27 protein-coding genes, 1 tRNA gene and 1 other RNA gene are annotated in these 22,951 nt (G+C 66.0%); 20 read left to right on the forward strand and 9 right to left on the reverse strand.

Annotation, left to right across the window (positions count from 1 at the left end):
• Positions 1 to 22 precede the first annotated feature (22 nt).
• The gene (locus HEQ22_RS06115) at positions 23 to 214 is read left to right on the forward strand and encodes a hypothetical protein (protein ID WP_432770306.1); all 192 of its coding nucleotides are present in this window, start codon (positions 23 to 25) and stop codon (positions 212 to 214) included.
• Positions 211 to 909 (forward strand): hypothetical protein, encoded by a 699-nt coding sequence (locus HEQ22_RS06120; protein WP_432770307.1) that lies wholly within the window; start codon positions 211 to 213, stop codon positions 907 to 909. The genes HEQ22_RS06115 and HEQ22_RS06120 overlap by 4 nt, the downstream gene beginning before the upstream one ends.
• Before the next feature lie 4 nt (positions 910 to 913).
• On the opposite strand, the gene HEQ22_RS06125 is transcribed toward HEQ22_RS06120, so the two are convergent.
• Complete coding sequence (locus tag HEQ22_RS06125) at positions 914 to 1,570, reverse strand: alpha/beta hydrolase (RefSeq protein ID WP_242778439.1); 657 nt, start codon at positions 1,568 to 1,570, stop codon at positions 914 to 916.
• 140 nt (positions 1,571 to 1,710) lie between these two features.
• Here HEQ22_RS06125 and HEQ22_RS06130 point away from each other — a divergent pair, with 140 nt between their 5' ends.
• From HEQ22_RS06130 to HEQ22_RS06180, 11 genes are all read left to right on the forward strand, one after another.
• Positions 1,711 to 2,790 carry a cysteine desulfurase family protein gene (locus HEQ22_RS06130; protein ID WP_432770308.1) on the forward strand — a complete coding sequence of 360 codons (1,080 nt, stop codon included), beginning with the start codon at positions 1,711 to 1,713 and terminating at the stop codon, positions 2,788 to 2,790.
• A complete protein-coding gene (locus HEQ22_RS06135; protein ID WP_432770824.1) occupies positions 2,787 to 3,125 on the forward strand; it encodes a 2Fe-2S iron-sulfur cluster-binding protein in 339 nt (112 codons plus the stop codon). The genes HEQ22_RS06130 and HEQ22_RS06135 overlap by 4 nt, the downstream gene beginning before the upstream one ends.
• Before the next feature lie 58 nt (positions 3,126 to 3,183).
• Positions 3,184 to 3,281: signal recognition particle sRNA small type (ffs, locus tag HEQ22_RS06140), an RNA gene on the forward strand.
• A gap of 43 nt (positions 3,282 to 3,324) precedes the next feature.
• Entirely contained in the window at positions 3,325 to 5,067 is a 1,743-nt protein-coding gene (locus HEQ22_RS06145) for a DNA polymerase III subunit gamma/tau (protein ID WP_432770309.1), read from the forward strand.
• Positions 5,064 to 5,399 carry a YbaB/EbfC family nucleoid-associated protein gene (locus HEQ22_RS06150; RefSeq protein ID WP_432770310.1) on the forward strand — a complete coding sequence of 112 codons (336 nt, stop codon included), beginning with the start codon at positions 5,064 to 5,066 and terminating at the stop codon, positions 5,397 to 5,399. The genes HEQ22_RS06145 and HEQ22_RS06150 overlap by 4 nt, the downstream gene beginning before the upstream one ends.
• Before the next feature lie 221 nt (positions 5,400 to 5,620).
• Positions 5,621 to 8,017, forward strand: coding sequence for an endopeptidase La (gene lon / locus HEQ22_RS06155; RefSeq protein WP_432770311.1), 2,397 nt, complete (start codon positions 5,621 to 5,623; stop codon positions 8,015 to 8,017).
• 169 nt (positions 8,018 to 8,186) lie between these two features.
• Positions 8,187 to 8,459: an HU family DNA-binding protein gene (locus HEQ22_RS06160; RefSeq protein ID WP_432770312.1), complete on the forward strand. Its 273-nt coding sequence runs from the start codon at positions 8,187 to 8,189 to the stop codon at positions 8,457 to 8,459.
• Positions 8,460 to 8,641: 182 nt separating this feature from the next.
• Positions 8,642 to 8,716 (forward strand) — tRNA-Val (locus HEQ22_RS06165).
• Between the two features lie 76 nt (positions 8,717 to 8,792).
• Positions 8,793 to 9,101: a PepSY domain-containing protein gene (locus HEQ22_RS06170; protein WP_432770313.1), complete on the forward strand. Its 309-nt coding sequence runs from the start codon at positions 8,793 to 8,795 to the stop codon at positions 9,099 to 9,101.
• A 122-nt stretch (positions 9,102 to 9,223) separates the two neighbouring features.
• Positions 9,224 to 9,886 carry a response regulator transcription factor gene (locus tag HEQ22_RS06175; protein ID WP_432770314.1) on the forward strand — a complete coding sequence of 221 codons (663 nt, stop codon included), beginning with the start codon at positions 9,224 to 9,226 and terminating at the stop codon, positions 9,884 to 9,886.
• A gap of 3 nt (positions 9,887 to 9,889) precedes the next feature.
• Positions 9,890 to 11,287 carry a sensor histidine kinase gene (locus tag HEQ22_RS06180; RefSeq protein ID WP_432770315.1) on the forward strand — a complete coding sequence of 466 codons (1,398 nt, stop codon included), beginning with the start codon at positions 9,890 to 9,892 and terminating at the stop codon, positions 11,285 to 11,287.
• 204 nt (positions 11,288 to 11,491) lie between these two features.
• On the opposite strand, the gene HEQ22_RS06185 is transcribed toward HEQ22_RS06180, so the two are convergent.
• Complete coding sequence (locus HEQ22_RS06185; RefSeq protein ID WP_432770316.1) at positions 11,492 to 12,181, reverse strand: glutathione S-transferase N-terminal domain-containing protein; 690 nt, start codon at positions 12,179 to 12,181, stop codon at positions 11,492 to 11,494.
• Positions 12,178 to 12,465: a chorismate mutase gene (locus tag HEQ22_RS06190; RefSeq protein WP_432770317.1), complete on the reverse strand. Its 288-nt coding sequence runs from the start codon at positions 12,463 to 12,465 to the stop codon at positions 12,178 to 12,180. Before HEQ22_RS06190 ends, HEQ22_RS06185 begins: the two co-directional genes overlap by 4 nt.
• 109 nt (positions 12,466 to 12,574) lie before the next feature.
• Here HEQ22_RS06190 and HEQ22_RS06195 point away from each other — a divergent pair, with 109 nt between their 5' ends.
• The 4 genes from HEQ22_RS06195 (at position 12,575) to HEQ22_RS06210 (ending at position 16,927) form a co-directional block, all read left to right on the forward strand.
• Positions 12,575 to 13,588 (forward strand): polyprenyl synthetase family protein, encoded by a 1,014-nt coding sequence (locus HEQ22_RS06195; protein ID WP_432770318.1) that lies wholly within the window; start codon positions 12,575 to 12,577, stop codon positions 13,586 to 13,588.
• A 144-nt stretch (positions 13,589 to 13,732) separates the two neighbouring features.
• Positions 13,733 to 14,113: a DUF1801 domain-containing protein gene (locus HEQ22_RS06200; RefSeq protein ID WP_432770319.1), complete on the forward strand. Its 381-nt coding sequence runs from the start codon at positions 13,733 to 13,735 to the stop codon at positions 14,111 to 14,113.
• Positions 14,113 to 16,575, forward strand: coding sequence for an ATP-dependent helicase HrpB (gene hrpB / locus HEQ22_RS06205; RefSeq protein WP_432770320.1), 2,463 nt, complete (start codon positions 14,113 to 14,115; stop codon positions 16,573 to 16,575). The genes HEQ22_RS06200 and hrpB overlap by 1 nt, the downstream gene beginning before the upstream one ends.
• A gap of 73 nt (positions 16,576 to 16,648) precedes the next feature.
• On the forward strand, positions 16,649 to 16,927 hold the full coding sequence (locus HEQ22_RS06210) for an ETC complex I subunit (protein WP_432770321.1): 279 nt from the start codon (positions 16,649 to 16,651) through the stop codon (positions 16,925 to 16,927).
• Positions 16,928 to 16,969: 42 nt separating this feature from the next.
• Here the strand turns inward: HEQ22_RS06210 and HEQ22_RS06215 are convergent, their stop codons facing one another.
• The 5 genes from HEQ22_RS06215 to HEQ22_RS06235 form a co-directional block, all read right to left on the reverse strand.
• A complete protein-coding gene (locus HEQ22_RS06215) occupies positions 16,970 to 17,185 on the reverse strand; it encodes a DUF4170 domain-containing protein (protein ID WP_432770322.1) in 216 nt (71 codons plus the stop codon).
• Between the two features lie 91 nt (positions 17,186 to 17,276).
• Positions 17,277 to 17,642, reverse strand: a complete 366-nt coding sequence (locus tag HEQ22_RS06220) for a hypothetical protein (RefSeq protein ID WP_432770323.1) — start codon at positions 17,640 to 17,642, stop codon at positions 17,277 to 17,279.
• A complete protein-coding gene (locus HEQ22_RS06225) occupies positions 17,626 to 18,051 on the reverse strand; it encodes a hypothetical protein (RefSeq protein ID WP_432770324.1) in 426 nt (141 codons plus the stop codon). Before HEQ22_RS06225 ends, HEQ22_RS06220 begins: the two co-directional genes overlap by 17 nt.
• Entirely contained in the window at positions 18,035 to 18,496 is a 462-nt protein-coding gene (locus HEQ22_RS06230) for a phage holin family protein (RefSeq protein ID WP_432770325.1), read from the reverse strand. The genes HEQ22_RS06225 and HEQ22_RS06230 overlap by 17 nt, the downstream gene beginning before the upstream one ends.
• Before the next feature lie 7 nt (positions 18,497 to 18,503).
• On the reverse strand, positions 18,504 to 19,049 hold the full coding sequence (locus tag HEQ22_RS06235; protein WP_432770326.1) for a hypothetical protein: 546 nt from the start codon (positions 19,047 to 19,049) through the stop codon (positions 18,504 to 18,506).
• 213 nt (positions 19,050 to 19,262) lie between these two features.
• Between HEQ22_RS06235 and eno the strand changes: the two genes are divergently transcribed.
• Positions 19,263 to 20,537 carry a phosphopyruvate hydratase gene (gene eno, locus HEQ22_RS06240; protein ID WP_432770327.1) on the forward strand — a complete coding sequence of 425 codons (1,275 nt, stop codon included), beginning with the start codon at positions 19,263 to 19,265 and terminating at the stop codon, positions 20,535 to 20,537.
• A 1-nt stretch (position 20,538) separates the two neighbouring features.
• On the opposite strand, the gene HEQ22_RS06245 is transcribed toward eno, so the two are convergent.
• The gene (locus HEQ22_RS06245) at positions 20,539 to 21,288 is read right to left on the reverse strand and encodes a hypothetical protein (protein WP_432770328.1); all 750 of its coding nucleotides are present in this window, start codon (positions 21,286 to 21,288) and stop codon (positions 20,539 to 20,541) included.
• Positions 21,289 to 21,416: 128 nt separating this feature from the next.
• Here HEQ22_RS06245 and HEQ22_RS06250 point away from each other — a divergent pair, with 128 nt between their 5' ends.
• Positions 21,417 to 21,743, forward strand: coding sequence for an FtsB family cell division protein (locus HEQ22_RS06250; RefSeq protein WP_432770329.1), 327 nt, complete (start codon positions 21,417 to 21,419; stop codon positions 21,741 to 21,743).
• Positions 21,744 to 21,880: 137 nt separating this feature from the next.
• The gene (gene pdhA, locus HEQ22_RS06255; protein ID WP_432770330.1) at positions 21,881 to 22,951 is read left to right on the forward strand and encodes a pyruvate dehydrogenase (acetyl-transferring) E1 component subunit alpha; all 1,071 of its coding nucleotides are present in this window, start codon (positions 21,881 to 21,883) and stop codon (positions 22,949 to 22,951) included.

The following is a 22,951-nucleotide window of genomic DNA, read 5'->3' on the forward strand; positions in this document are numbered from 1 at the left end:
ACGCGGGCAATATGGCGGCGCGATGCTCGACATCCTGATGTCCGTCCTTGTGCTCACCGCTATCCTGCTGATCGGCGGGGCCGTGCTCGTGTTTCGCAGCGGCGACCGGCGCCGCGCGCTGCTGATGCTGGTCGCGGCGCTGGTGATGGTCGCCAATGTCGCGATCTGGGCGATCCCGGTGAAGGACGCCGCCACGAGCCCCGCCGCCGAATGAGCGGCGATTGCGCGCACCGCCGGATCGGGCGCTATTGCCCCGATTGCGGGAAGGATTTGCAGCCCGGACCGATCGACCGCCGGACCGTGATGAGTGAGCTGGTCGAAAACTGGTGGGAAAGGGGCGTGCTGCACACGCTGGTCGGGCTGTTTGTGCGGCCCGGGGTACTGATCCGCCGCTATATTGAGAGCGACCGCGACATATTGGTCAAGGCGGTGCCCTATATCGCGGTGGCGCTGGCGTTGAACCTGGCTTTGCGGGCGCGCTTCCTTCCCGGCAGCACCGGCAACGACCTGTCGCTGATCGAGACGCTGCAGAACGAGCCGCTGATCATGCCGCTCTTGTCGGCGCTGATTTCGGGGGTCGTGCTGAACTTCGTCTTCTATCGCGGCGCGTCGGCGGGATTGTTCGGTACAATGGTGATGCGACTTTATGTGCTGGCGCAGGCGACCCTGCTGGGACTCGTCGCCGACCTTGCAATGCAGTTGTTCGTCGCCGACCGCAGCGTCGGACGCAATCTGGTGCGCCTGCTGCTGGGGCTCGGCTTCACGGTCTTTGCGATCCGGCAGTTTTACGCCGGCGAAGGACGCGGCGGGATTATCCGCGCGATTGCCGCGGTTCTTTGCGGCGAACTCGCGGTGATCGCGCTGATCTATTTCCCCGCCGCGATGATCCAGAACGCCGGTTTGATCTGACCGATCAGCGGATCGGCGAATCGGGGGCGAGCCGCATATCCAGATAATTGTCGAGCGACTTCATCAGCTGGTCGAGCTCATGCTCGAAGAAGTGGTTGGCGCGCGGGATCTCGTCGTGGTGGATGGTGATGCCCTTCTGCGTGCGCAGCTTGTCGACCAGTTTCTGCACCGCGTTTGGCGGCACGATCTCGTCCTGCCCGCCCGCAACGATGATTCCCGACGAAGGGCAGGGGGCAAGGAAGCTAAAGTCGTACATGTTCGCCGGCGGCGCGACTGACAGGAAGCCGCGGATTTCGGGGCGGCGCATCAGCAATTGCATGCCGATCCACGCGCCGAAGCTGAAGCCCGCGATCCACGTCGTCTGCGCCTCGGGATGGATCGACTGGACCCAGTCGAGCGCCGAGGCGGCGTCGCTCAGCTCGCCGATGCCATTGTCGAAGGTGCCCTGGCTGCGCCCGACGCCGCGGAAGTTGAAGCGCAGCACCGCGAAGCCGCGCGCGACGAAGCTTTTGTACATCGCCTGGGTGATGCGATCGTTCATCGTGCCGCCGCCCTGCGGATGCGGGTGCAGGATCAGCGCGACCGGCGCGCGCGGGCGCGGCGGCGGCGAGAATCGGCCTTCGATGCGGCCCTCGGGGCCGGGGAAAATCACGTCGGGCATGGGAGCACCTCTTATCTTTTGCGGCTGACCGCCGAATCGCCGGATTGGCAGGGTGGCGGAGCGAAGACAGCGCCTATATAGAAACAGCGTTGCAAGTTGCAACTTTTGCGAATCGCTCGCAATAAGGACCGTTTCGCGCGATGATCTACCTCGATTACCAGGCCACGACGCCGCTCGCGCCCGAGGCGCGCGCGGCGATGCTGCGCTGGCTGGAAGCCGACGGCCACGCGAACCCGGCGAGCACGCACAAGGCGGGGCGCGCGGCGGCGGCGGCGGTCGAGGTGGCGCGCGATCAGGTTGCGGCGCTGCTGCCCAAAGGCGGACGGGTGTTTTTCACCTCGGGCGCGACCGAGGCGCTGAACTGGGCGCTGCTGCGCGGCGCCGAGGTGATGCCCGGCGGGGTAGCGGGGCTCAGCATCGAACATGCCGCGTCGCTGCAATGCCTCGAGCGGCTGAACGCCACGATCCTGCCGGTCAATGGCGCCGCGCTGGCGCTGCCGCCGGACGACGCGATAATCCCCGAAAATGGCATCGTCGCGGTGATGCTGGTGAACAATGAGGTCGGGACGATCCAGCCGGTCGCCGATTTCGCCGCCGCGGCGCATGTGAAGCACAGCCTGCTGTTGTGCGACGCGGTGCAGGGGTATGGCCGCGTCGCGATCCCCGACGGCGCCGACCTGATCGCGCTGTCGGCGCACAAGATTCACGGGCCGAAGGGCATCGGCGCGCTGTGGGTGCGCGATGGCGTCGACCTGCCGCCGCTGATGCTGGGCGGGGCGCAGGAGCAGGGGATGCGATCGGGCACCGTCTCGCCGGCGCTGTGCGCGGGGTTCGGCGCCGCCGCGACGCTGGCGGCCGAGCGGTTCGACGCCGATGCCGCGCATGCCCGGCGGCTGTGGTCGCTGGCGCGCGACATGCTGCCCGAATGGACGGTCAACGGCGATGCGGTGCATCGCTACCACGGCAATCTCAACATCCGGCGCGAGGGGGTGAACGGGCTACGGCTGATGTCCGACGCGCGCGAGGTCGCCTTCTCGCTCGGCAGCGCGTGCGGCAGCGGATCGGGCAAGGTCAGCCACGTGCTGCGCGCGATGGGGGTGAGCGAGGCGGACGCGCGCGCCTCGATCCGACTCGGCTGGGGGCGCTACACGAGCGAGGCGGAATTGCAGGATGGCCTCGATGCGATCAAGCAGGCCGCGCGGCTCCAAGGGGTTAACTGATGCGCATCACCTTCATCGACGCCGACGGCAAGGGGCGCACCGAGGTCGAGGCCGAGCAGGGATCGATTCTGCTCGACGTCGCGCAGGCGCACCTGATGCCGCTCGAAGGCACATGCGAGGGCCAGATGGCGTGCTCGACCTGTCACGTCATCGTCGCCAAGGAGGATTTCGACCGCCTGCCGCCCGCGACCGAGATGGAAGAGGATATGCTCGACCTCGCCGCCGGGGTGCGGCGGACGAGCCGGCTCGCGTGCCAGATTCTGCTGACCGACGCGATGGACGGGCTGACGGTGCATATCCCGGGCGAGAGCCGGAATATGCAGGGGTCGCGATAGCTCCACGAGGGCCTTTGGCTGGCATCTTGCATTTCCGCGCCACCCCCGCCATATGCGCTGCGGAAGTCGGGCGGACGTGGTCTTCGCCAACCCGGTCAGGTCCGGAAGGAAGCAGCCGCAACGAATTCGCCGCGGGTCGTTCCGGCTTCCACCCATTTCCCCCTTCGACAAGATCGCGCGCCGTCCCTAAGACGGACCCATGAGCGATTCCGCCGACGACGAACCGACGATGCTGGGAATGGATTTGCCCGAGGCGCCGCCGCAGGCGTCGTCGGGGCCGTACCGCGTCCTCGCCCGCAAATACCGCCCGCAGACCTTTGCCGAGCTGATCGGTCAGGATGCGATGGTGCGCACGCTGGGCAATGCGATTGCGCGCGACCGGCTGGCGCATGCGTTTCTGATGACCGGGGTGCGCGGGGTCGGCAAGACGTCGACGGCGCGGCTGATCGCCAAGGCGCTGAACTGCATCGGCCCCGACGGGCAGGGCGGGCCGACGATCGATCCGTGCGGGGTGTGCGAGCCGTGCCGTGCGATCACCGAAGGACGCCATATCGACGTCATCGAGATGGACGCCGCGTCGAACACCGGGGTCGACGATGTCCGCGAGATCATCGAGGCGGTGCGCTATGCCGCGGTGTCGGCGCGCTATAAAATCTATATTATCGACGAAGTCCATATGTTGTCGCGCAACGCGTTCAACGCTTTGCTGAAAACGCTCGAGGAACCGCCGCCGCACGTCAAATTCCTGTTCGCGACGACCGAGGTCAACAAGGTGCCGGTAACGGTGCTGTCGCGTTGCCAGCGCTTCGACCTCCGCCGCATAACTCCCGACATGCTGTTCGCGCATTTCAGCTCGATCCTGCAGCAGGAGGGCGTCGAGGCTGAGGCGCCGGCGATCTGGCTGATTGCCAATGCCGCCGAGGGATCGGTGCGCGACGGTCTGTCGATTCTCGATCAGGCGATCGCGCATGCCGACCTCGATGGCGGCGGCAAGATCGGCGCCGACCAGGTGCGCGTGATGCTCGGTCTGTCGGACCGGTCGTCGATCGCGCAACTGATGGCCGCGATCCTCGAGGGCGACAGCGGTGGCGCGATTGACCTGGCGCGCGGCCAATATGCGCTGGGGATCGAACCGGTCGCGATGGTCCGCGGGTTGATGGACCTGACCCATGCGGTGACGCTGGCCAAGGTGTCGCGCCACGACGATGCCGCGCTGGCCGAGGCCGACCGCGAACGCATCGGCGACTGGGCGCAAAAGCTGGGCTTCGCGCCGCTGAATCGGCTGTGGCAATTGCTGCTCAAGGGCCATGACGAGGTGCTGCGCGCGAACAATCCGCTCGAGCATCTGGAAATGCTGTTGCTGCGGGTGATCTATGCCGCGTCGATGCCCGATCCGGGCGAGCTGGCGAAGCTGCTCGAAGCGGGCGGGATGTCGGCGCGGCCGCTGGCGGCGCCGGCGCCCGCCGGCGAGGCGGCGCGTGGCAGCGCGGCGGTGGCATCTGCCGCTGAAGTGCCTGCGCCCGGCGCCGAAGCGCCCGACGTCGAAGCGCCCGCCACGGCGCTGACCGTCGCGCAAATCCACCAGCTGCTGGAAAGCACCGGAAATCATCGGCTTGCGGTCGAAGTCTACGACAATTTGCGCGTCATCACGCTCGAACCCGGGCTGCTGGTTTACGCGGCGGGCGAGCGGACCGGCGCTGGTTTTGCGCGCGAGCTGGGCGATGCGTTGCTGGCGGTCACCGGCAACCGCTGGCAGGTGCGCGCCGGTGAGGGCGCCGGAAAGGGCAGCGCGCGGCCGAGCCTGGGCGAAATGCGCGCCGCGAAGCTCGCCGACAATGATGCGCGGATCCGCGAGTTGCCGGTGGTGAAGGCCGCCCTGGCGGCTTTTCCCGACGCAAGGCTTGTCGATGACGGCGACAATCGCCATAAGTCCAACCCATGAAATCGATCGAAGAGATGATGAAGGCGGCGCAGGAAGCCGCCGCCACGGTGCAGGCGCAGATGCAGGAGGCGCAGACCAAGCTCGACAGCATCGAGGTCGAGGGCGTGTCGGGCGGCGGGCTGGTGCGCATCCGCGCGAGCGCCAAGGGCCGGATCAAGGCAATCGCCATCGACGACAGCCTGATCGTCCCTTCTGACAAGCAGATGCTGGAAGACCTGCTCGCCGCCGCGTTCAACGACGCGCGCGAAAAGGCCGACCAGGTGAGCAACGAAGAAATGGGAAAGATGACCAGCGGCCTGCCGCTGCCGCCGGGGTTCAAGCTGCCGTTTTGAGGGACCGCTCTCGCAGCGAGGGGTGGAGGGGCGGCGACGTTGCGCCATGGCCCCTCCGTCAGGCGCTTCGCGCTGCCACCTCTCCATCGCGACGCGACAGGGGTATCGGATGCCCGTTCACCGCAGCGACATTGAATGCGGCGCAAGTTACGCCATATTAGCCAGGAACACCCTATAAGAAGGGCGGAGCGCCCGGTCGCGGGACCCGCCCAGGAGCCGTAATGACGCAATCTTTTCCTCTGCTGCCGCTGCGTGACATCGTCGTTTTTCCGCACATGATCGTGCCGCTGTTCGTCGGTCGCGACCGTTCGGTCGCGGCGCTCGAAGTGGCGATGGAAGCTGGCAAGGAAATCTTCCTCGTCGCGCAGCTCGATCCCGGCGAGGACGACCCGCAGCGCGACGACCTGTACGACGTCGGCGTGATCGCCACCGTGCTGCAACTGCTCAAGCTGCCCGACGGGACCGTCCGCGTGCTGGTCGAGGGCAAGGAGCGCGCGAAGCTGCTGGCTTTGGTCGACGAGGACAAGGCGGTGATGGCGAGCGTCAAGCCGATCGCCGACACGGTCGACGACAGCGTCGACACCGCGGCGCTGATGCGATCGGTCGTCGACCAGTTCGACAATTACGCCAAGCTCAACAAGAAGATGCCCGCCGAAACCGCGGTGCAGCTGTCGCAGATCGACGACGCCTCGCGCCTCGCCGATTCGGTCGCGGGCAATCTCAACATCAAGGTGTCCGACAAGCAGGCGCTGCTCGTCGAGGGTGCGCCTGCGAAGCGGCTGGAGATGGTGTTCGCCTTCATGGAGGGCGAGTTGGGCGTGCTGCAGGTCGAAAAGAAGATCCGCGGCCGCGTGAAGCGCCAGATGGAAAAGAGCCAGCGCGAATATTATCTCAACGAACAGTTGAAGGCGATCCAGCGCGAGCTGGGCAACGACAATGGCGAGGGCGGCGACGACCTGGCCGAACTGGCGGCCAAGATCGACGGTCTGAAAATGTCGAAGGAGGCCAAGGCGAAAGCGCTGAGCGAGCTGAAGAAGCTGCGCGCGATGGCGCCGATGTCGGCCGAGGCGACGGTGGTGCGCAACTATCTCGACACGCTGATCGGCCTGCCGTGGGGCAAGAAGTCGAAGCTGAAGAAGGATATCGCCGCGGCGCAAGCGGTGCTCGACGACGACCATTATGCGCTGGAAAAGGTCAAGGACCGGATCGTCGAATATCTGGCGGTGCAAGCCCGCACCAACAAGCTGAAGGGGCCGATCCTGTGCCTCGTCGGCCCGCCGGGCGTCGGCAAGACCAGCCTCGGCAAGTCGATCGCCAAGGCGACGGGGCGCGAGTTCATCCGCCAGTCGCTGGGCGGCGTGCGCGACGAGGCCGAGATCCGCGGCCACCGCCGCACCTATATCGGTTCGCTGCCGGGCAAGATCGTCACCAACCTGAAAAAGGCGGGGGCGATGAACCCGCTGTTCCTTCTCGACGAAATCGACAAGCTGGGCCAGGATTTCCGCGGCGACCCCGCCTCGGCGCTGCTCGAGGTGCTCGACCCCGAACAGAATGGCAAGTTCCAGGACCATTATCTGGAGATCGACGTCGACCTGTCCGACGTGATGTTCGTGACCACCGCCAACTCGCTCAACCTGCCGCAGGCGCTGCTCGACCGCATGGAGATTATCCGGCTCGAGGGTTATACCGAGGACGAGAAGGTCGAGATTGCGAAACGCCACCTGGTCGCCAAGCAGGTCGAGGCGCACGGGCTGAAGGCCGGCGAGTTCGAGCTGACCGATGAAGGACTGCGCGACCTCATCCGCTATTACACCCGCGAGGCGGGAGTGCGTACGCTGGAGCGCGAGATTGCCAAGCTGGCGCGCAAGGCGCTGCGCCGCATTCTCGAGGGCAAGATCGAAAGCGTGATCATCACGTCGGACAATCTCGCCGATTTCTCGGGCGTCCGTAAATTCAAGCATGGCATCGGCGATCTGGAGGACCAGATCGGCGCGGTCACCGGCCTCGCCTGGACCGAAGTGGGCGGCGAACTGCTGACGATCGAGGCGGTCACCGCGTCGGGCAAGGGCCAGGTGCGCACCACCGGCAAGCTGGGCGAAGTGATGACCGAGTCGGTTCAGGCGGCGCTGTCGTTCGTGAAGGCACGGGCGCCGAGCTATGGGATCAAGCCCAGCCTGTTCGCGCGCAAGGACATCCATATCCATCTGCCCGAAGGCGCGGTGCCGAAGGACGGCCCGTCGGCGGGCATCGGCATGGTCACTGCGATGATCTCGACGCTGACCGGCATCGCGGTGCGCAAGGATGTCGCGATGACCGGCGAAGTGACGCTGCGCGGCCGCGTGTTGGCGATCGGGGGTCTCAAGGAAAAGCTGCTCGCGGCGCTGCGCGGCGGCATCAAGACGGTACTGATCCCGGCTGAGAACGAGAAGGACCTGGTCGAAATTCCGGCGAATATCACCAGCGCGCTCAAGATCATCCCGGTCAGCCACGTCGACCAGGTGCTCGCCGAAGCGCTGGTCGCGCCGGTCGAACCGATCGAATGGACTGAGGCCGACGACCTTGCCGCCTCGCCGCCGATCGGGGCGAGCGGCGACCCCGAAACGGTGATTCGACACTGACCAGACGGCCCCGGCATCGTCCGGGGCCGCCTTTTCGTCGCAAAAACGTCGTTTTGGAACGTTTTTCGCCCTTTTTTGCTTTGACAAGCCAGTGGTAAACAGCGTTAGTGACGCCCCATGGCGCGGCCATGAATCATTCAACCAACCATATTGCAGGGGTTCCTTAGGCATGAACAAACAAGACCTGATCGCTACCGTCGCTGACTCGAGCGGCCTGACCAAGGCCGACGCAAGCAAGGCTGTCGAGTCGGTTTTCGACGCCGTCACGGCGGCGCTGAAGAAGGGCGGCGAAGTTCGTCTGGTCGGCTTCGGCACCTTCTCGGTCAGCAAGCGCAAGGCATCGACGGGCCGCAACCCGCGCACCGGCGAGACGATGACCATTGCGGCTTCGAACCAGCCGAAGTTCAAGGCCGGCAAGGCCCTCAAGGACGCCTGCAACTGATCGCGGGTTTCTTTCGCTAAGATCAATTCGGGTCGCGGTGCAAACCGCGGCCCGATTTGTATCGCTCGCCGCGAACCGGCGAATTTTGCCTGGGGAGGCGGGAAATGGCCGTTGCATTCATCGCCACAGCGGCTATGGACGGGCGGCTTTCGGGCGCTGGCCAGCTGGCCGGGCCTCGGAACGGGCGCGTAGCTCAGTGGTAGAGCACACCCTTCACACGGGTGGGGTCGCAGGTTCAATCCCTGCCGCGCCCACCACGATCCGCCGGAGCGAAACCTATGCTGACCGGCCCATTCATCGCCTATTCAATGCGTCGGCCCTAGAGACCGGAACATGAACCGCATCCTGATCCTTCCTCTCGCCTCGGCGCTGCTGCTGGCCGCATCGGCCCCCGCTGCCGCGCGCGGTGACCGCGACCAGGACCATCTGCGCGCCGCGGCGGCGCAGGGGCAGGTGATCCCGCTCGGCAAGCTGATCGCTGACGTTCGCGCGCGCCCGCCGTATAGCGACATGACCTATCTCGGCGGTCCGCAGTTCGACGCGCGGCGAATGATCTATGCGCTCAAGTTCATGGACGGCAGCCAGGTCGTCGTCGTCTTTGTCGATGCGCGCAGCGGCCGCATCGTCGGGCGCAAGCCCTGATCCGCCGGCGAGGCCGGCTTCTTCGCTTCCCACGCAACGACATTTTGCGATGATCGTTCGGACTTGATACACAGTCGATATGGCGACCGGCAGGGGCCGGAACGCGGATGAAAGGCGTCTGAATGCGGATTTTGATAGTCGAAGACGAACCCACGCTGGGCCCGCAGCTCAAGGCGACGCTGGAAGGGGCGGGCTATGCCGTCGATCTAGCGACCGATGGCGAGGACGGCCACTTCCTCGGTTCGACCGAAGCCTATGACGCCGCGATCCTCGACCTCGGGCTGCCCGAGATCGACGGGCTGACCGTGCTCGACCGCTGGCGGCGCGAAAAGCGCAATTTCCCGGTGCTCGTGCTGACCGCGCGCGACAGCTGGTCGGACAAGGTCGCGGGGCTCGATGCGGGCGCCGACGATTATCTGGCCAAGCCGTTCCAGACCGAGGAACTCATCGCCCGGCTGCGCGCGCTGATCCGCCGTGCCTCGGGCAATGCGTCGAGCGAACTGAAGGCGGGCGACGTCCGCCTCGACACGCGGTCGGGCCGGGTGACGTTGGCCGGCGAGCCGGTAAAGCTGACCGCGCAGGAATATAAATTGCTGTCCTATTTGCTCCACCACAAGGGCAAGGTAGTGTCGCGCACCGAGCTGATCGAGCATATCTACGACCAGGATTTCGACCGCGATTCGAACACGATCGAAGTGTTCGTGACGCGCATCCGCAAGAAACTGGGCGCCGATATCATCACCACGATCCGCGGCCTCGGCTATCAGCTCGACGATCCGCAGTAACGCATGGCCGACGGCGCCCCGGTCACGACCGATCCGGCCGCGGCGGCGAAACCGGCGGCGCTGACGGGCCGGATCACCGGCTCGCTGGCGCGGCGCATGATCGCGATCGCCGCGCTGTGGATTTCGGTGCTGCTGATCGGCGGCGGCTTTGCGCTCGACCGGGTGTTGACCGGCGCGATCACGCGCAATTTCGATTCGAACCTCGAATATGTGCTGATGAGTATGATCCGCTCGTCCGAGATCGGTCCGGACGGCGAAGTGCGCATGGTCGAACCGCTTGGCGATCCGCGCTTCCTCGAGCCGTATAGCGGGCTGTACTGGCAGATCAGCGGTGGGCGGCAGGAACCTTACCCCTCGCGGTCGCTGTGGGAGCGGCGGCTCGACACGTCGAACCGCCACGTCGACGACGATCTTCACACCTATGACAGCAACCAGTATCCCGGCGAGGAGCTGCGCGTGCTGGAGCGCGACGTCGTGCTGCCGGGCAGCAAGGTGCGCTGGCGGTACCAGATCGCCCAGTCGCGCGAGGTGCTGGAGGTGCAGATCCGCGCAGTGCGCGCGACGCTGATCCCCAGCCTCGGGCTGCTCGGGCTGGGGCTGATCATCCTCGCCGCGCTCCAGACCTTTTATGGCCTGTGGCCGCTCCGCCATATCCGCCGTGCGATCGCCGCGATGCGAGGCGGCGAGAATCTTCGTGTCGTCGCGCCGATGCCGCTCGAGGTGCAGCCGATGATCGACGAACTCAACGCGCTGCTCGCGCACAACGAGAAACAGGCGGAGGAAGCGCGGCTGCACGCCGGCAACCTCGCGCATGCGCTGAAGACGCCGCTCACCGTGCTGGTCAACACCGCCACCGGCGACGCCTCGCCGCTTGCGGTGACGGTGCGGCGCGAGGCGGCGACGATGCAGCGGCAGGTCGAGCATCATCTGGCGCGCGCCCGTGCGGTCGGGCGGCGCGGCGCGGCGCAGGCACGCGCCAACGTGCGCGACAGCGTCGACAGCGTCGCGCGCGCGGTGGCATTGCTGCACCCCGACGTGCGGCTCGACGCCGCGGGCGACAAGGCGCTCGTCGCGCGGGTCGAACGCCAGGACCTCGACGAACTGATCGGCAATCTGCTGGAGAATGCGGCCAAATATGGTGGCGGCAGCGTTTTCGTGACCGTCCAGCGCGGCGGCGGCATGGCCGAAATCCTGGTCGAAGACGACGGCCCCGGCATCTCGCCCGCCGACCGGACTCGCATCTTCGACCGCGGCGTGCGGCTCGACAGCGGCAAGCCGGGGACGGGGCTGGGGCTGGCGATCGTGCGCGATGTGGCGGAGATTTACGGGGGGAGCATCGCGCTGGAAGAGAGCGAGGATCTGGGCGGATTGCTGGTGCGGTTGAGATTGCCGGCGGGGTAGGGGGACACGTTGACCTCGGGTGGGGAGCGGACAAACGCCCTCTCCCGCCGGGAGAGGGATATGAAGGCTTGGTTGCGCAGCAACCTAGCCGAAGTTGGGTGAGGGGATCGGGCGTCTATTGCGAAACCAACCGCTGACACCCTCACCCAAACCTTTCACAAAGGGTGAGGGCTTTATGGCCGCAACCGCTGGTCGAATGCCGCCTCAGGCCGCGGTAACCTCCAACCCGCGCTGCACGCCCGGTCGCGCCAGACCATGTTCGAGCCAACGCTGGACATGGGCGAACCGCTCGAACCCGACGATCTCCGCCGCGTCGTAGAAGCCGATCAGGTTCTGCACCCAGCCGAGCAGCGCGATGTCGGCGACGCTATATCCCTCGTCGATTATCCATTCGCGGTCTGCCAGACGGTCGTTCAGGACCCCGAGCAGCCGAGCCGATTCTGCCGCATAGCGGTCGCGCGGGCGCTTGTCCTCATAGTCCTTGCCGGCGAACTTATGGAAGAAGCCGAGTTGGCCGAACATCGGGCCGACGCCGGCCATCTGCCACATCAGCCATTGGATCGTTTCGTAGCGCAGGTTCGGATCGGCGGCGATGAACTGGCCCGTCTTGTCGGCGAGATAGAGCAGGATCGCGCCTGATTCAAACAAGGCCAGCGGCTTGCCGTTCGGTCCGACGGGGTCGTAGATCGCCGGAATCTTGCCGTTCGGGTTGAGCGCGACGAAGGCGGGGTCGTGACTTTCGTTCGCCATGATGTCGATGCGGTGCGCTTCGTAAGCCAGGCCGCATTCCTCGAGCATGATGCCGACCTTCACGCCATTGGGTGTCGGCGCCGAGAAAAGCTGCAATCGGTCGGGATGCTGCGCGGGCCATCTGGCGAAGACCGGATGCGTCATGCCCCCTGCTCGCGCTTCGCCTGTTGGTGGTGGCGGATCACTTCGTCGATGATGAAGCGCAGGAATTTTTCGGTGAAATCGGGGTCGAGATCGGCGTCGCGGGCGAGGGTGCGCAGGCGTTCGATCTGGCGTTCCTCGCGCGCCGGGTCGGCGGGAGGCAGACCGTCGCGGGCCTTCAGTTCGCCTACCGCCTTGGTCACCTTGAAGCGCTCGGCGAGCATATAGACGAGCGCGGCGTCGATATTGTCGATGCTCTGGCGGAAGTGGCTCAGCTGGTCGGTCATGGCGGGCGCGGCTCCTCTGGTGCCCGGCACGCTTGGCACCGCGCGGGGGCCGCTGGCAAGCCGAAAGTCATTGCAAAATCGCGGCCGCGCGGCCAAGGCTCGCCGCATCATGACAGCCGAAATCCACCAGCTCTACGGCGACCGTCCGCCCTCGCTCGACCCGATGATGGCGCTCGTCGCCGCCGACATGCACGAGGTCAATTCGGTCATCCTCGACCGGATGCAGTCCGACGTGCCGCTGATCCCCGAACTTGCGGGGCACCTGATCGCCGGCGGCGGCAAGCGGATGCGGCCGATGCTGACGCTCGCGTGCGGCAAGCTGCTCGATTATCCGGGGCGGCGCCATTGCAAACTGGCCGCAGCGGTCGAATTCATCCACACCGCGACGCTGCTTCACGACGATGTCGTCGACAAATCGGACCTGCGCCGCGGTCGCAAGACTGCGAACATCATCTGGGGCAACAGCGCGTCGGTGCTGGTCGGCGACTTCCTGTTCAGTCGCGCGTTCGAGGTGATGGTCGAGGACGGATCGCTGAAGGTGCTGAAAATCCTGTCGCGCGCGTCGGCGGTGATTGCCGAGGGCGAGGTCAACCAGCTGTCGGCGCAGCGCCGGATCGAGACGAGCGAGGACCAGTATCTGGCGATCATCAACGCCAAGACCGCCGAACTGTTCGCCGCGGCGTGCAAGATCGCCGCGGTCGTCGCCGAGCGCGACGAGGCGACCGAGGCGGCGCTCGACGCCTATGGCCGCAACCTCGGCATCGCGTTCCAGCTCGTTGACGATGCGATCGATTATGTTTCGGACGCCGAAACGATGGGCAAGGGGGTCGGCGACGATTTTCGGGACGGCAAGGTCACGCTGCCGGTCATCCTGGCCTATGCGCGTGGCAGCGCCGAGGAGCGCGAATTCTGGAAGCTGGCGATCACCGGGCACAGGACGTCGGACGAAGACCTGCTGCACGCCACCGGCCTGCTCCAGAAGCATGGGACGATCGAGGATACGCTCGCTCGGGCGCGCCATTACGGCCAGCGCGCGGTCGACGCGATCGGCGGCTTTCGCGCCAGCCAGGCGAAGGCGGCGCTGACCGAAGCGGTCGCGTTCGCTATCGCACGCGCTTATTAGCGCGGTTACATACATCATTGGATTTCTGCGCCCCTGCGACGGCTGGGGCCCGTCACCGGTTGGTGCTATATTGAACTATCCGGAGATGGGTCCCTGCCTTCGCAGGGACACGGGATGTGAATGCTTCGGAAAAGACGAATGCCGATGATGGGTCCAGCCGCAGAAAGCCCCGACGCCTATATCGCCGCGCTGTCCGGCTGGCAGCTGGAGCGATGCCGGATGATGCGCGCTGCCATCATGGCTGCCGCGCCCTTCGCAGAAACGATAAAATGGACCAACCTAGTCTTCATGGCGAACGGCCCGTGCATCCTGATCCGTGCCGAGGAGCAGCGTGTGCTGCTCGGTCTCTGGCGGGGAAAGCGGCTGCGCGACCTTGAGCCCCGGATCAAGGCGAGCGGTAAATATGAGCTGGGCAATCTGGTGTTGACCGAAGCAACCGAGGTGTCGACCGAGCAGGTCGTACGGCTCGCTGCCGAGGCTTTTCGCCTCAACGCCGAACTCGGCAATCCCGCGGCGCGCGCCTGATGCAGCCCCTCCCAATAGACGCGGTGCTGCCCGACATCATGGCGGCGCTCGTGCTGAAGCCCAATGCCGTCGTCGTCGCGCCGCCGGGGGCTGGCAAGACGACGCGCGTCGCCCCCGCAATGCTCGAGCAGCCGTGGTGCGCCGGCGCGGTGTGGCTGCTGTCGCCGCGGCGGCTCGCGGCGCGCGCCGCCGCCGAGCGGATCGCCGAGGAAATGGGCGAGGCGGTCGGCGGGCGCGTCGGCTATGCGACGCGGCTCGACAGCAAGCAGTCGGCGGCGACGCGGCTGCTGGTGATGACGCCGGGGCTTTTCCGAAACCGCATCCTCGCCGATCCCGAACTGACCGGGGTGGCGGCGGTGCTGTTCGACGAGGTCCACGAACGCAGCCTCGACGGCGATTTTGCGCTCGCGCTGGCGATCGACGCGCAGCAGGGGCTGCGCGACGATCTGCGGCTGGTCGCGATGTCGGCGACGCTCGACGGGGCGCGGTTCGGGGCGCTGCTCGGCAATGCGCCGGTGGTGAAGAGCGAGGGCAAGATTTTCCCGCTCGACCTGCGCCATATCGGGCGCCGCGTCGAAGACCGGCTGGAGGCGAGCGTGCTCGCGGCGGTACGGCAGGCGATGACCGATGAGGCGGAAGGTGACATGCTCGCCTTCCTGCCCGGCGCCGCCGATATCGAGCGCGCGGCGGCGGCGGTCGAGGCGGCGGGGTTGCCTCTCGTCGTCCACCGCCTGCACGGCCAGATCGACCCGGCGCTCCAGCGCAAAGCACTGGCCCGCGACCCCGATGGCGGGCGCAAGCTGATCCTGGCGACGAGCATCGCCGAAACCAGCCTGACCATCGACGGGGTGCGCATCGTCATCGACGCCGGCCTCTCGCGGCGGCCGCGTTTCGACAAGGCGGCAGGGATTGCGCGCCTCGTTACCGAACGCGCCAGCCAGGCGTCGGCGACGCAGCGCGCCGGGCGCGCGGCGCGTCAGGGGCCGGGGGTCGCGTACCGTCTGTGGGAGGCGGCGGCCACCGCGGGGATGCCGCCCTTCGATCCGCCCGAAATTCACGAAAACGACCTGATGCCGGTGGTGCTCGATTGCGCGAGCTGGGGGATTATCGACCCGCGGCAGCTCGGCTGGCTCGACCCGCCGTCGCCGGCGGCGATCGCCGAGGCCAAGGGCCGGCTGATCGCGATCGGCGCGCTGGGCGAGGATGGCCGCATCACCGCGCACGGCAAGGCGCTTGCCGCGATCCCGCTGCCGGTGCCGCTCGCGCATATGCTGCTCGACGCGGCGCGCGCGGGCGAGGGTGCGATGGCGGGGCGGCTTGCGGTGCTCCTCACCGAACCGGGACTCGGCGGGCGCGGCGTCGATGTCGAGGCGCGGCTCGGGCGCTGGCGCGGGCAGCGCGGCGACCGCAGCGAAGGCGCGGTCCGGCTGGCGCGGCGACTGGCGGGGATCGGGGACAAGCTTGCGGCGGAAGCCGGCGGCGTTGCGGCGCGGTCGATCGGGGGCTGGATTGCGACCGCCTGGCCCGACCGCGTCGCGCGCCGCCGCGCCGGCCAGCGCGGCGAATATCTGAGCGTTGGCGGCCGTGCCTATCGCATCGACCCGGTCGAGCCGCTCGCGGGGAGCGAATGGCTGGCGATCGCCGATGCGCAGGGCCACGCCGCGGGGGTGCGCGTCCTCGCCGCGGCGCCGATCGAACCGGCCGAGGTCGAGGCGATTTTCGGCGCGCGGATCGTCGTCCACGCCGCGAGCAGTTATGACGCCGCCAGCGACCGCGTCGATCATCGCCGCGAGCGCCGGCTTGGCGCGATCGCGCTTTCGAGCGGGCAGACGCCGCGCGGCGAGGGGGCCGAGGACGATGTCGCGGTGCGGCTGGCGGCGGTACGCGACAAGGGGCTGGGGCTGATCGGCTGGGGGCCGGTATCGCAGGCGCTGCGCCAGCGCGCCTCGTTCGCCGGGATCGACCTGCTGTCACCCGCGGCGCTCGCCGACAGCATGGATCTGTGGCTCGCGCCGCTGCTCGCGCGCTGCCGCGGGCTGCGCGATATCGGCGACCGGCCGCTGGCCGACGCGTTGATGGGGCTGCTCGACTGGCCGGCGCGCCAGCTGATCGAAAAGCGCGCGCCCTCCGACTATGCGACGCCCGCGGGGAGCCGCCATCCGATCGATTATGGTGCCGACGGCGGGCCGACGGTCAGCGTACGGGCGCAGGAGATGTTCGGGCTGGGGCGCCATCCGACGATCGGCGAACCGCCGGTGCCGCTGGTGCTGGCGCTGACCTCGCCCGCGCACCGGCCGATCCAGACGACGCGCGACCTGGCGAGCTTCTGGGCGGGGAGCTGGCACGACGTGGCGCGCGAGATGCGCGGCCGCTACCCCAAGCATGCGTGGCCCGACGATCCGGCGACGGCGCGGCCGACATTGCTGACCAAGGCGGCGCAGGCGCGGCGCGAGGGGGCTTAGGCGCGATCCCTCTTTTCGTGAGCTTTGCTTGGCGCTAAGGCACGGGCAGCCCAACCAACGCAGGACAGTCCCGATGAAAGCGCGCATTTTCCAGAAACCGAAGAATGCGATGCAGTCGGGCCGCGCGGGTACGCAGCGCTGGATGCTCGAATTTGCGCCCGCCGAAGCGCGCCAGGCCGATCCGCTGATGGGCTGGGCGGGGAGCGGCGATACGCGGCGGCAGCTGCGGCTGGGCTTTGCGAGCCGTGACGAAGCGGTGGCCTATGCGGCGAAGAACGGGATCGAGGCCGAGGTCGTGCCGACGCCCGAGCGGACGCTGAAGATCCAGGCTTACGCGGATAATTTCCGGTAAATAATAATTGTCGCCCCCGCCTTCGTGGGGGCGACGAGACAGTTACGCCGCGTCCGGTTGCAGCAGCTTGTGCAGGTGCACGACGACATATTTCATCTCGGCATCGTCGACCGTGCGCTGCGCCGCGCTGCGCCATGCCTTTTCGGCCGATTTATAGTCGGGGAACAGGCCGACGACATCGAGGTTGTGGAGGTCGACGAAGTCGAGCCCCTGCGGGTCGCTGACGCGTCCGCCGAAGACCAGGTGAAGTTTGCTCATCTTGGCATCCTGAAGCTAAAGTCCGGGGAGGGAAGCGCAGCCCCCTATTCCGCGACGAGCCAATAGGCAAGCATCGTGTCGGACGGCGCCCCTAGGCGTCGGGGCCGCTTTTGCCGCCGCCCTTGGGGAGCAGCGAGCCGAGCAGCGCGCCGATCGCGACCGCGCCGGCGACCAGCGCCATCGGCTGTTTCTCGGCGACCTGCTTGAGCTTGCCGTTGGCGCGTTTCGCCTGAACCTTGCCCTTTTCGAGCGCCTCGCCGGCGGCTTCGCGGGCGACGCTGGCCTGTTCACCGGCGCGCGCGGCGAAGTCTTCGGTCGCGGCGCGGGCGCGGCCGTATCCGTCCTGGATGCGCGCCTTTGCCGCCTCGGCGGTCAGGCGGGCATTTTCGGCGGTTTTCTCGGCAAGTTCACTCGCTTTTGCACGCGCTTCGCTGGCAGTTTCACTGAACGGTTTCATCGTCATTCTCCACGGGTTCGATATATTCGTCGGTGTCGGCGTCGAGATCTGTTTCGGCATCGGGATCGTCAACGGTGTCGGCGGCGGCATGAAAGCGATCGGTGACCGCGTTCGCCATATCCTGAATCTTCTGCGTCAGCCGCGGCGCATGCGTCTTGATCGGTTCGCGGAAAAGCCACGCCACGCCGACGGCAGCGGCAATAGCGATCGGCCAGCGGTTGTCGCGAAACTCCTGCCGCACCGCATGCGCTGCATCGTCAACCTTTTCGCCGATGCGATTCTTGCCGCGATCGACAAGCGCCGAGGGTTTGAACGCCGCCTTCGCGACGTCGAGCCGCCGGTACAGCTCGCCGCGCTGGAGCATCGAGCGGCGGGCAGCGGCGATCAGGCGATTACGCGTCCGCGGCATCGTCGATCCCTTCGTTGGTGAGGTCGCGCCGCAGCGCCATGCGAATGTCACGATAGCTGCGCCGCGCCCGCCATCCGGCAAAAGCCCCGATGGCGAGGAGCACCGCGACCACGATCAGGGTGGCGAGCAGGGGCCCGATCTGGGGCGACAGCGCGAGAATGGCGCCGAACGCGAGCGCCAGCATCGCGACGCCTAGCGCGCAGGCGGCGATGGTGCCCCACGCCGCCGACCAGGTCGCGCCGTGCAGCGCCAGTTCGCCGCGCGCTTCGAGCAGCGCCAGCTCGGCTTTCGCGGTCGCCGACAGATTGTCGACGACATCGTCGACGATCTGGCTGAGCGGAACGGGCGCGGGAGGAACGGGCGGGCCGTCGGGGGCGTAGCCGTGACTTATGCCGTCAAAGCTGCGCCCCGCGGGACCGGGGGTGACTGGTTCGGAAGATGCCAAGACCTTGTCAATCGTTCGAGCCGCCCTTGAGCATCCGGGCGAGCACGAACCCGATCACGGTGGCGGCACCGACGGCGATCGCCGGGTTCTTCTTGACCATATCCTTGGTCGAGGCCGCGAGTTCGTCGAGGTCTTTCTTGTCGAGCGAGGTGGCGAGGCCGGCAACGGTGGTTGCGGCCGAGCGGGCATAGTCGCCGTACTGCTTGCCGAATTTGGTATCGACCGTGCCGGCGCTGTCCTCAAGAAGCTTGGCGAGGCTGCCGACGGCTTCGGCGGCCTTGTCCTTGCCCTTGTTCGCCGCGTCGCGCGCCTTGGTCGATGCCTGGTTCTTCAGGGTCGACGCATCCTGCTTCAGCGACGCGGCCTTTTTCGACGCTTCCGACTTGATGGTGTCGCGCGTCACGGCGAGCTGGTCGCGGATCGGGTGGTCCTTCGCCGCCTTCACGGTCGCGGGGCTGCGGGCGGGCGCAGCCTTGGTCGCGCCGGCCTTGGCGGGCGCCTTGGGCGTGGGAGCGGCAACTTTCTTGGTTGCGGGCGTAGCGGCTTTGGCCATCGGCGTTGTCCTCTTCTTTTATGTCGGGCGCCGCATTGGCGAACAGCCCTTGGTCCGGCGTCAATATCCTGTGTCAATATATAGCAATGCGGGGCCAATGGTTCCATAGGCCCGCAAAATTCCTATGCGTGGTTGCGCTGAGGGCAGGGCGCCGATAACAGGCGGGCGCCTTTCCAAACCGGCCGAACGCTGGCCGCCAGCAGGACATCATCCATGACCGCGATCATCGACATCCACGGCCGCGAAATCCTCGACAGCCGCGGCAACCCCACCGTCGAGGTCGATGTGCTGCTGGAGGACGGCAGCTTCGGCCGTGCCGCGGTGCCCTCTGGCGCCTCGACGGGCGCGCACGAAGCGGTCGAACTGCGCGACGGCGACACGTCGCGTTACCTCGGCAAGGGCGTGATCAAGGCGATCGCCGCGGTCAACGGCGATATTGCCGAGGCGCTGATCGGGCTCGATGCCGAAGACCAGCGCGAGATCGACATGGCGATGATCGACCTCGACGGCACCGCGAACAAGAGCCGCCTCGGCGCCAATGCGATCCTCGGCGTCAGCCTGGCCGCCGCGAAGGCCGCCGCCGACGCGCGCGGCTTGCCGCTCTATCGCTATGTTGGCGGCGTGTCGGCGCGCACGTTGCCGGTGCCGATGATGAACATCATCAATGGCGGCGAGCATGCCGACAACCCGATTGACGTGCAGGAATTCATGATCATGCCCGTCGGTGCCGGCAGCATCGCCGAAGCGGTGCGCTGGGGGAGCGAGATTTTCCATACGCTGAAGAAAGGCCTGTCGGCCAAGGGCCTGGCGACCGCGGTGGGTGACGAGGGCGGCTTCGCCCCGAACCTTGCCTCGACCCGCGCCGCGCTCGACTTCATCGCCGCGTCGGTCGACGAAGCCGGCTTCAAGCTCGGCACCGATGTCGTGCTCGCGCTCGATTGCGCCGCGACCGAGTTCTTCAAGAACGGCAAATATGAAATCAGCGGCGAAGGGCTGTCGCTCAGCCCCGAACAGATGGCTGAATATCTCGCCGCGCTCGTCAAGGATTACCCGATCAAGTCGATCGAAGACGGCATGAGCGAAGATGATTTTGTCGGCTGGAAAGCGCTCACCGACCTGGTCGGCGACAAATGCCAGCTCGTCGGCGACGATCTGTTCGTCACCAACCCGCTGCGGCTGGAGCAGGGGATCAAGGACGGTCTCGCCAACTCGCTGCTGGTCAAGGTCAACCAGATCGGCACGCTGTCCGAAACATTGGACGCGGTCGATATGGCGCACCGCGCGCGCTATACCGCGGTGATGTCGCACCGCTCGGGCGAGACCGAGGATTCGACGATCGCCGACCTGGCGGTCGCAACCAACTGCGGCCAGATCAAGACCGGCAGCCTTGCCCGGTCGGACCGGCTGGCGAAATACAACCAGCTGATCCGCATCGAGGAAGAGCTGGGCGACATGGCACGTTATCCGGGGGCGGCGATTTTCGCGTAGTTTAGCGGTGCTCAGTGTGGCCTGAGACAATGCCTTGTCGCAGACCACCTAACGCCTCGTCTCTAGCTGTATCACCTTCAAAAAAATCACGAAGGTTTACACGGTGCTCATGCAAGATTGCGAGCAGCTGCTTGTCTCCTATGTGGCTGTTTAGGGAATCCACTAGTCGGCTATTGCGCCGATTAACCTCTTCTTTAGCGATCTCCAAGGCCTGCTCCAACTGAAGTTTGAATTCGTCCTGCAGTTCTTGCTGTTGGAAGATTCGCCTGCTGCCGGTCATGATTTTCAGATCGTCCGGCCGATCAAGAGGGATAAAAATGCCTTCAATCTGCCAAGTTAGGTTGTCCCGCAAATGGCCCGGGCCAAAGTGCGCAATCGCATCGTCGCGAAGCGCGCAGAGCTTATCGTGAACAATCTTTTGCTGCGCGTCGAGTTTTGATCGCATGTCAAAGCTTCGGCGATGTCGTGACGAGGTTTTTGTGGCCCGAACATACAGCATTATGGCAGTGTTAAGTAGGGCTAGCGCGCAGTTCGACGCCCAATTTGGTGAGGCAGCTTCACGCTTGGCCGCTTGAATAATGCTTGGAAGCGTGCACACCATATCGTGCGCGGTTGCGAGATCGGTGTAAATCGAATGAGCGTCGCTCGTTTGCTGAATGAGGCGTGCAACGATCCCGTATTCTGCTTGCAACGCAGCGGCGGCAGCTTTTAGGTCTATTGCTAGTCCAGTTTCGACTTGATTATTTTTCATATATCCCGAACTACGATCCACTTCCGACCTAATTGTCATTTAGTGGCTTTGACGGAAAATCAAAACTTCCTAGAAAACCATCATCAGACGCCTTGACGCCATGAATCAACTCTGATTCAAGGGCCTCAATGACGCAGCGCCATAAATTCCGCAAATCGATGAACCGGGCCGCAGGCCCCGCGATCGCGGTGATCGCGGTGCTGGCGATGATTGGTTACATCATCTTCGGCCCCACCGGGCTTTATGCTTGGGGCGATTACAGCCAGTCGGTCGAGAAGAAGCGCGTCGTGCTGAGCGAGCTGGCGAAGAAGGAAGGCGAGCTGCAGAATCGCGTCAACCTGCTCGACCGGCGGCGCGTCGATCCCGACCTGGCCGAGGAATATGTGCGCGAGAAGCTGGGCGCCTATCACCCCGATGAGGTGATCATTCCGATGGAGCCGGCGGCGGGGGAGTAGCATCTTGTCGTCTTTGCTAGCGACACTGCTGCATTCGTAACCGCACCTTCCTTGCCACTAGGCAGGCGTTGCCAACTCCGCTTTGCCTCTCCTATAGGGAGCCTTGCCGTAACGGCTAAATGCAAAGGAAACCTCCCTTGGCCAAAGCACCCGCGCGCAAACCTGCCGCGCCGAAAAAGACTGCATCGACCCCGGCCGCCGCGAGCAATCGTGAGCAACCGCGCGAGCCCGCCCCCTATGACGCATCGCCGCAAGAGCTGGAAAAATTCTATCGCGAGATGCTGCTGATCCGGCGCTTCGAGGAAAAGGCGGGGCAGCTTTACGGGCTGGGGCTGATCGGCGGTTTCTGTCATCTGTACATCGGGCAGGAAGCCGTTGCGGTCGGGCTGCAGAGTGCGCTCGACGGCGACAAGGACAGCGTCATCACCGGCTACCGCGACCACGGCCACATGCTTGCCTACGGCATCGACCCCAAGGTCATCATGGCCGAGTTGACGGGACGCCAGGCCGGCATCTCGAAGGGCAAGGGCGGTTCGATGCACATGTTCAGCGTCGAGCATAAATTCTATGGCGGCCACGGCATCGTCGGGGCGCAGGTGTCGCTGGGCACCGGGCTCGCCTTCGCGCACAAATATCGCGACGACGGCGGGGTCGCGATGTCCTATTTCGGCGACGGCGCGTCGAACCAGGGGCAGGTGTACGAAAGCTTCAACATGGCGGAGCTGTGGAAGCTGCCGATCATCTTCGTGATCGAGAACAACCAATATGCGATGGGCACCAGCGTCAATCGCTCGTCGGCGGAGGACCAGCTGTATCGCCGCGGCGAGAGCTTTCGCATTCCCGGCATGCAGGTCGACGGCATGGACGTGCTCGCGGTGCGCGGCGCCGCCGAGGCTGCGCTCGAATGGGTGCGCGCGGGCAAGGGGCCGGTGCTGATGGAGCTCAAGACCTATCGCTATCGCGGCCACTCGATGTCCGACCCGGCAAAATATCGCAGCCGCGAAGAGGTGCAGGCGGTGCGCGACAAGTCCGACGCGCTCGAACATCTGAAGAAGCTGATGATCGAGGCCGGGATCGGCGAGGACAAGATCAAGGATATCGACAAGGAAATCCGCGCGGTGGTGGCGGAATCGGCCGACTTCGCCGAAAGCGCGCCCGAACCCGACCTTCCCGAACTCTATACCGACGTGCTGGTGGAGCAATATTGA

It is taken from the genome of Sphingopyxis sp. (assembly GCF_050916055.1).
GTDB lineage: Bacteria > Pseudomonadota > Alphaproteobacteria > Sphingomonadales > Sphingomonadaceae > Sphingopyxis.